Source organism: Armatimonadota bacterium, from assembly GCA_035527535.1.
Lineage (GTDB): Bacteria > Armatimonadota > Hebobacteria.
Genome location: DATLAK010000010.1, coordinates 1 through 8493, shown reverse-complemented (window position 1 = coordinate 8493; position 8493 = coordinate 1). Strand labels below are relative to the sequence as shown.

General features: G+C 67.4%; 7 protein-coding genes and 1 pseudogene. 1 reads left to right on the top strand and 7 read right to left on the bottom strand.

From position 1 onward, the window contains the following. The first annotated feature begins 147 nt into the window (after positions 1-147). The gene (locus tag VM221_00410; GenBank protein ID HUT73280.1) at positions 148-969 is read left to right on the top strand and encodes a metallophosphoesterase; all 822 of its coding nucleotides are present in this window, start codon (positions 148-150) and stop codon (positions 967-969) included. A gap of 74 nt (positions 970-1043) precedes the next feature. On the opposite strand, the gene VM221_00405 is transcribed toward VM221_00410, so the two are convergent. The 7 genes and pseudogenes from VM221_00405 to VM221_00375 all read right to left on the bottom strand — a co-directional run. Beyond that, on the bottom strand, positions 1044-2450 hold the full coding sequence (locus VM221_00405; GenBank protein ID HUT73279.1) for a hypothetical protein: 1407 nt from the start codon (positions 2448-2450) through the stop codon (positions 1044-1046). Positions 2451-2593: 143 nt separating this feature from the next. After that, a complete protein-coding gene (locus VM221_00400) occupies positions 2594-3790 on the bottom strand; it encodes a metallophosphoesterase (protein ID HUT73278.1) in 1197 nt (398 codons plus the stop codon). Between the two features lie 187 nt (positions 3791-3977). Continuing rightward, a complete protein-coding gene (locus tag VM221_00395; protein HUT73277.1) occupies positions 3978-4862 on the bottom strand; it encodes an ankyrin repeat domain-containing protein in 885 nt (294 codons plus the stop codon). Positions 4863-5065: 203 nt separating this feature from the next. Further along, on the bottom strand, positions 5066-5506 hold the full coding sequence (locus tag VM221_00390; GenBank protein ID HUT73276.1) for a restriction endonuclease: 441 nt from the start codon (positions 5504-5506) through the stop codon (positions 5066-5068). Positions 5507-5591: 85 nt separating this feature from the next. After that, complete coding sequence (locus VM221_00385) at positions 5592-6551, bottom strand: hypothetical protein (protein ID HUT73275.1); 960 nt, start codon at positions 6549-6551, stop codon at positions 5592-5594. A gap of 67 nt (positions 6552-6618) precedes the next feature. Continuing rightward, a pseudogene (locus VM221_00380) lies at positions 6619-7158 on the bottom strand (DNA methyltransferase). 138 nt (positions 7159-7296) lie between these two features. Continuing rightward, positions 7297-8493: amidohydrolase (locus VM221_00375; GenBank protein ID HUT73274.1), on the bottom strand; the 1197-nt coding region annotated here is incomplete at its 5' end.

Below are 8493 nucleotides of genomic sequence, written 5' to 3'. Positions count from 1 at the left end.
GAACGAGGGGCTGTGACATGGGCTATGACCTCGTCGGCTGGGATGTTCGAATAAACAACCCTTGGCCGCGCGAGGGCATAGACCTCTCACGTTCTGCCCCTTCACTTTCTGCCTACAAAAATGGCTGAACTATAGAATAGCAGCCCTGTGACCTACTACTACGCGGTGGCGGCCCTCATAGCGGGCGCGGTGATCCTGTGGCTTCTCGGCAGGAGGGCCGCCGCCCCTTCGGCCATTCGCTGCCTGCAGCGCGACATCACCCTGCCGCGGTTGCCGCGGCGTTATGACGGCCTGCGGGTGCTGCATGTTTCCGATCCTCACCTGCACCCGCGCCGCGACTGCCGCGCCGCAGTCATCGCCCGCGCCGAAGCGGCCCAACCGCACCTCGTGCTGGTGACCGGCGACCTCGTCTCGGGGCCGCGCGGCCTGCCCCTGGCCCACAGCCTGCTCGAGCAACTGGCGGCGCGCTGGCCGACCTTCATCGTCCCCGGCAACGCCGATCACTGGGCGGATCGCTTCAAGCATCACCTCCCGCGCTGGCCCGCAACCGGGGGCGCCTTGCTGCTGAACCGCGGCCAACCGCTGGACGACGCGAACGGCGACTTCTGGGTCGCCGGGGTGGATGATCCGCACCGTTACCGCGACGACCCCGCGCGGGCCCTGGCGCCGGCGCGGCCGGAGGCGTTCAAGCTGCTGCTGGCGCACAGCCCGGACGTCGTGCGGCGCCCACAGGCATTGCAGGCGGACCTCATCTTTGCCGGCCACACCCACGGCGGCCAGGTACGCCTGCCGGGGGTCGGGGCGCTGGTCACGCGCTCGCGGCTGGTGCGCAAGCTGAGCCAAGGGGTGTTCCGGCTCGATGGAACGACGCTCATCGTGACCGCCGGCATCGGGACGACGCGACTGGCCGTTCGCTTCTGCTGCCCGCCGGAGATGACCCTGTGGGTGCTGCGGCGCGCCGCAGGGTGAGCAGGGCGATCTCGCGCGGGCGGTCGCGCCGCCGCTCCCGCCCACTCTCCGGGCGGTATGCCCCCGGTCTGGCCTCACTCGAACCAGTACGCGTAGAGCGAGGCGCGCTGGAGCGTTATGCGCAGCGTCACGTTGCGTCCCACGGGCGCGGACGCGGGCTGCGGCCAGACCACCGCGGCATCGAGGGCATCGCCGGTGACCGGCAGCGATTGCTCGCAGCCGGGGAGGGGATGCCCCTCTTCCTCGCACAGCGCGGCGGTGCACAGGCCGCCGGCGGCATCCAGGTTGAGGTGCAGCGGCCCGGAGGGCAGCGCAAAGGGCTGCGTCACCAGCAGGCCCGGCTCGTCCCCGGCGTCGAGGGAAACGAAGCCGTCGCGGCGCAGGGTCGCCAGGCCGATGGCCGGCTTGTGCTTGCGCACGATGGACTCATGGGGGAACTTGGGGCCGGAGTGCGGGCCGTTGACGCCGTCGTAGTAGATGTAGAGCCGCTCATCGCGACGGATAATGCGCTCGGCGCAGCGCGCCATGCCGTCCTCCCACGAGCCCGGCTCCCCCAGGGGCAAGAAGACCTGGCGCTCGGCCACGCGCTCCCAGTCAACGCCGTTGCGGCTGACGCCGAGCTGGGTGTCTATGCAGCCGTCGCCGCCCTCGCGATAGACCCACAGCATGCCCACGTACAGCCCCTCGTAGAGGTCAATGCCGGCGCCGTAGAACTGCGTGCCCTCGCCGTCGCGCTCATCGCACTCCAGCACCAGCTGCGGCGGCGTCCAGTGCAGGAAATCCTCGCTCTCGCTGCGCGCGATCTTGCGCCCGAAGCCGAAGCGGCTGAAGGCTACGTAGCGCTCCAGCGCCGGGTCCCACAGCAGGTTCTGGTTGGTGTCCATGTACGCGCGGATCACCGGGTTGCGCGGCGCGTGCGTCCAGTGGATACCGTCCGCCGACCACGCCAGGAAGGCGCCGTCGTCAGGCGTCTCCTGCCACAGCACCCGTTTCAGCTCGGGGTGCACATGCGCGCCGCCGGTGGCGTGATCCCAGAACAGCGCCTTGTAGCGGCGCGCGGGGTCGGGCTCGCCCTCGTCCACCAGCACCGATATGCCCTCGGCGTTCTGGCGCCCCAGGGCCAGGATATTGTTGGCGCGGCTGCCGCGGAACTCAAACTGCCCCAGCTCAGGCTTGTGCCAGTTGACGCCGTCGGGCGATTCAGCGTAGCCCACGCGGGTGGTTTGCGGCAGCGCATGGCGCGTGCCGGTGGCGTGGTCGGTGAACTCGCCGTCGCCGGGGCAGCCCGCCAGGTGCCACATGCGGAACTTGCCCACGGCTTCGTCGTAGAGGGTGGTGCCGTACACCGACACCATGTTCTCCCACGGGCGATCGGCGCGCACCACCGGGTTGGCCGGGTGGCGCTGCGGCTGATGCACCGTGCGGCGCAGGTTGTGCACGTGCTGGAGGTCTTTGTCGTCCAAGAACAGGATGCGGCGCATGACGATCACTTCCCCGGGCAGAGTCGAGTAACGGCGTTCTGCAGCCGGGGCGCGGAACCTGTCGCACGCCGCTGTAGGGCGAGGATTGCTCCGCCATGGGCGGACAAGTAGCCCCGGCGTAGTCCGGCTCGATGGCACCACGCTTATCGTGACCGCCGGGATCGGGACGACGCGACTGAGCGTTCGCTATTGCTGCCCGCCGGAGATGACCCTGTGGGTGCTGCGGCGCGCCGCAGGGTGAGCAGGGCGATCTCGCGCGGGCAGTTGAAGCGCACGTTGGGGAAGATTTCGCCGGCCCCGCGCGTCACGAACATCGCGGTCGTGCCCTCGCGGAATAGCCCGTGCGCGTAGCGGTTGCCGTAGCGCGACAGCACTACCGGCGGGCCCATCAGGGGCAGGTTGATCTGGCCCCCGTGCGTGTGCCCCGCCAGCACCAGCGCCACGCGCCCCCGCGCCTGCGCGATGATGTCGGGCGAGTGCGCCAGGAGGATGACGCACGATTTCGCGGGCGCCCCGGAGAGCGCGGCGTCGAGGTCGTCCCCGCCAGTGTAGGGATCATTCACGCCCGCCACGTAGAGCGCCTCCCCGCCGCGCTTGAGCGCGATGCTCTCATTGACCAGCACCCGGACCCTCGCTCCGCGCAGCGCCCGCAGGGAATCCGCCTCACCGATCCACCGATCGTGGTTCCCCAGCACCGCGTACACACCGAGCGGCGCCCTCTGCTCGGCGATCACCTGCGCCGCCTGCGCTTCGTAGCGGGCATCACCGGTCGCGTAGTCGCCCACAAAGAGAATCAGATCAGGACGGAGGCGGGCAAGGGGGCGAAGCCTGGCGCGCATTGCCGTGCTGCCGTCTCCGCGGTGAAGGTGCACATCTCCAATACAGCAAACCCGCAGGCCGTCGAAGGCCGGCGGCAGCCCGCGCACCGGAACCTGCCAATTGGTGACCCGCGCCGGCAAGTTCAGCCGGTCCTGAACCGTCCCCGCGGCGGTGATCGGACCCAGGCCGGCCAGCAGCAGCAGGGCAGCTGCCGCGCCCACGCGGCACCGCGAGGGCGGCGACGGCCGCAGCGCCAACCAGATCGCGCCCTCCCACACCAGCAGTATCATCAGCAGCATCACTGCCCCGGCCCCGAGCGTGGCGGACAGCCGGTGGGTGGCCGAGCCGGCGCTTCTGTTCGCCATCCAGTAGATGAGAAGCGAGGCGATGAGCGCGACCACGACGTCGGCAACGAGGATCGCGCCCAACGCACGCCGGAAAGCGCGGCTGCACACGCCCAGCACGAACCGCGCGATCAGCGCGTCAACGGCTATGCGCGCGACGACGAAGGCGGCTAACACTTGGCGATCCTGATCGTCTCCCCGCCGGGCCGGGTGAGGGTGTGGGCCGACGGCGTTCCACCCCCACCTTTATCATCCCCTGCTGCTCTGCGAAGCAGCCCAGCCACTTCGCTACCAAGCACGAGTTGGAAGGGGCAGGAGTCGGCTCGCGCATCCCCACCGGCCGCGACCACGGCCCGCTCGGAGGTCACTGTGGCTGCCATTCGGTGTGGTCGCGCCAGGCCCGCGCGGTGCCCTTGAGCGCTCCCTCCACCATCACCTGCACTTCGAAGGGTGCCTTGGGGTCATAGTCGGGCGGGGCCGCGAACCACAGGGACGCCGCCGCGAATTGCATTTCGGCGCCCACCTGCGGGCTGACCGCGCCGGGCCGCAGGCGCACCACCACCACCGTGTCGGATCTCACCTCTATGCGCTCGACCCCGGGGCGTTGGGTCTCCCTCTGCACCCACGCCCGCAGCCACTCGGGGGCGGAGGTGCCGCGCGCCAGGATGGCCGCAACCTCCCCCCGCCCGAAGGCTTTCGCCATCTGCAGCGGCGTCGAGCCCGACTTGTTCTTCGCGGTCAGGCTGGCCTTCGCATCGAGCAGAGCGCGCACGACCTCGGCCTGACCCGCGCCTGCGGCCGCGTGCAGCGGCGTGTCGCCGCGGTCGTTGGCGACGTTGACGCCGGCCCCAGCGCGCACCAGCATCCGCACCGCCTCGGCCTGCCCGCGAATGGCAGCCCAGTACATAGGCGTCGCGCGGTCCCGGTCGCGGGCGTTGACGCTCGCCCCTCTCGACAGCAGCAGCTTGATGACCGCGGTCCTGCCTTCCGCCGCCGCGTCGTGCAGCGGCGTCCGGCCATTCTCACTCGTGGCGCGCACCAGGGCCGGGTTGGCCCCCACCAGCCTTTCGACCAGCGCCACATCGCCGGCGGCGGCGGCGGCGTGGATGTCGCCCGTGGGCGCCGGCGCGGCCGCGGTCGGCGCGGGCGCGACCGGGGCCGGCGGCGTCGCCGCTTTCTTCTGGCAACCTACCACGAGCATACCGGCAACCACCAATGTCACCACTACCAGCCACTTGACGATTCGCATGATGTCCCTTTCGCCCGAATCACAGGCGAGGGCGCCTGTGCCACACTTGGGCCGCGCGCTCCCGGTCCGCCGTCGTGGGCGCGACTTCCTATAGAAGTCGCGTTCTCGACGGTGCAAGGCCCCGCGGCGGCCATCCTGAACACCCCTCATTGAATATGACATCGGGTCATGCCGACGACTGAAAGAGAGCGACCCGCCCCCTTTCACCCGCCCATCGGCAGGTCCTGGTCGCGGCGCGGTCTTCGTTTTCCACGCGCGCTCGGCGCTTTCTTGAAGGTGCGGTTGACCTGGCGCAGCGGCGGCATCTCAATGCCCGTGCCGTGCAGCATCTCATTCACCGTCAGGACTTGCAGCTTCCGGTAGTCCTCATTCCAGCCGGGGGAGCGATAGAACCCCGCGCCTGCCGCCTCCGCGCGCATGGGCTGGGTCGGCTCCTGCATCGTAATGAGCACGCCCATCTCCGCGGCCTCGCGCTCGACCACGCCGCGCAGGTCGCGCACGTGCGCCGAGGTGATGTGACCGGCTTTCACCTGGAGGATGACCTGCTTGGTCTTGGCGCCTTCGCCTTCGTCGTGGAAGTAGATGCGACCGTCAATCCCTTTGTCGCTGCCCTTCTTCTGCTCGACCGGGCGCGCGCCAACCAAGCCGAGGGCCCAGAACTGGAACTGGTCACATCCTGTTCCTGCTATCCTCCCTGGACTGCCCGCCGATCTCGTATTCGGTGCCAACTCAGAACCGAAGCTCCTGGAACGGAACGGTTATTCGGCCCTCTTCCGCCAGGATTCGCTGCCGTTGACGAAGGAAATCGACAAGCTGCACATCTCCTTGGAGCAGCATCGTGACGTCATATCCGTTCATAACGAAGAAGCAAGGTTGCTTCCCTCGTGTAATGGCATCCTCAGCCTCTCGCGTTATGCCGTTCACCGAGATAAAGACTCCGCGAGTGTATTTGGATTTGCCTTCGATCTTGCCGCGAAACACGAGGAGACCGGCTTCGCTTGACGGCTCCCGTTCCCACTTCGCTTCAAGCAGGTATACCTCGCTGTCGAGTACGAATGAACCGTCTATCTGCTCACCCCTGACGCCAAACGGCGCTCGCGGCGAGAGTTGCTTGAGATCGAACATCCGATTCAGAATCTTCTCGAAGTACAAACCCGCCTGCTGGCGATTCGGTTCCGAATGCAAAGCGAGAAACTGCTCCTTGAGCGCGTACATCTCGCGACTGCGTTCGCCCAGATCCGCGGCTCGAAGCTTCTCCTGCGCTTGTTCTTGCTCGACATGCTCCCTGGCACGGGTCATCCCATCCGCTCCTAGTGACGCCTTCAGGCCAGGGTCCCACAGGTCTGGGAACTTGAAGCCGACTTCGAGAACCAAGCCGTTAAGACAGTCAATCTGTCCAGGCGTAACGGGGTTGCCTTGCGACTGCCGGTAGACAATACCTGCTCTCACAACCTCAAGCAACAACGGCTCGAATCGGTCGCGTCTAAACTCCAATGTGCTGCCCAGCAGGGAAGCTATCATTGGCTTCTTGCTGCCGGCCTGCCAGAAATCACCCACGCCCACTTTCTGTGCAACCGTCCTAAACGACACGTGTCCCTTCCATTTCGGGTTCCCGGAACCAGGCAGAAAGTCGTATAGCAGTTCAGCCATTTCTGCTACTGTTCGCGAGTGTTTTAGCGGCAGAACCATTCTGCAAACCTCCCAATAAGTCCCTCTCTGTGACGAATTGCCAACGCTCCTATCAGAAAACGCCGTTGGAGTAGAAGAGGACAATGTCATGGCTCTTGGGAAGTTGCTGGGCTCGCGCCTTGCTGCTTCCGGAGAACGGTGTCCGTCGCCAGACTATCTCATTCCTGAAATTGGCCGCGCCGAACACCGCGTCCATGAGCAGTTTGAGGTAATGGCTTGCGGTGGGGTCGCAGTGGAGGTAGATGCTGCCGGTGCGTTTGAGGACGCGGCGCAACTCGACCAGGCGCGGGGCCATCATCGCCAGGTAGGCAAGCAGATTGCTGTCGCCGAGGAATATGCGCAACGCCTGCATTGCCTGGGAGATTCGCCCACCTGCCTCGACGACTTCCTGGCACGCTTCGGCAGCGGCCTGGTCCCAGCGCCAGGTGTCCTCGAACGCCTTGATCTGGGCAGCGGCCCGCGAACCGTTCTGCTCGGCGAACAGGACGTTGTAGCTGGCGTTGCTGTTGAACGGCGGGTCGAGATAGATCAGGTCCACCGATTTATCCGCGATGTGTTGCCGCAGGATGTCCAGGTTGTCGCCGTAGTAGAGAAGGTTCTCGGGCATGTTGGCACCCCCCGGGTCCCGGCATCAATCGGAGACGGGATTCTTCGCTTCGCTCTGAATGACATCCTTCGGCGGCATTGCGTGCATCGCCAGGGCTTGCCCGCCGGTCGTTGGGCGGGGCGGCTGTGCTCCACGGGATCACGACCACCCCTGCACCCGCTCGGCGGCGCGGGCCATGACCTCCCGCTCGTCCACCGTGGTGAGCTTGCCGTCGTCGAGGACGACCTTGCCGTTGACGAGGACGGTTCGCACGTCGCCCGCGCGCGCGCTGTAAACCAGGTTGGAGACGACGTTGTGGCGCGGCGTCAGGTGCGGCCGATCGAGCGCCACGAGGACGATGTCGGCCTTCATCCCCGGCGCGAGCATGCCGATGCGATCTTCCATGCCCAGGGCGCGCGCCCCGCCGCGGGTGGCCAATTCCAGCGCCTGGTAGGCGCTGATACAGGTGGGATCGTCAGCGGCGAGCTTGTGCACCAGGGCGGCCAGGCGCGCCTCCTCCAGCACGTCGAGGTTATTGTTGCTGGCGGCGCCGTCGGTGCCGAGGCCGACGCTGACCCCCGCCGCGAGCAGCTTGGGCACCGGCGCCGTGCCCGAGGCGAGCTTCATGTTGCTGCCGGGGTTGTGGCTGACCCCGACCCGGCGCCGCGCGAGCAGGGCGATGTCGTCATCGGTGACGTGCACGCAGTGGGCGGCGAGCACCGGCTGCACCTCGAACAGGCCGAGCCTCTCCATGTGGGCGACGGGAGTCAGTCCCATCTTGGCGATGCTCTCCCGCACCTCGGATGCGGTCTCGGAGAGGTGGATGTGGACGCCCAGGTTGAGCTCGTGGGCGGTTTCGATGGCGCAGCGCATGATGCTGTCGGGGCAGGTGTAGGGGGCGTGGGGGCCGAGCATGACGGTGATGCGCCCCTCGGCGGCGTCCCGCCACTTCCGCGCATACTCGGCGGCGGCCGCGAGGTCCTTCTCGGCGCGATCCATGAAGCCCAGCAGCACCGCCGACAGCACCGCCCGAATGCCCGATTCCTGCGCCGCCTGCGCCGTCGCGTCGAACCACCAGTACATGTCGTTGAAGGTGGTGACCCCCGCATGCAGCATCTCCACCATCCCCAGCAGCGACCCCCAATAGATGTCGTCATGCTTGAGCTTGACCTCGGTGGGCCAGATCTTCTGCTCCAACCACGGCATCAGCTCCATGTCGTCGGCGTAGCCGCGCATCAGCGTCATGGCGACATGGGTGTGGGCGTTGACCAGGCCGGGCAGGACGGCGACGTCGGGCCCGCCGAGGACGCGGTCGAAGTCGCCCGCGGGCTCCTCGGCGCCGACGGAGACGATCTG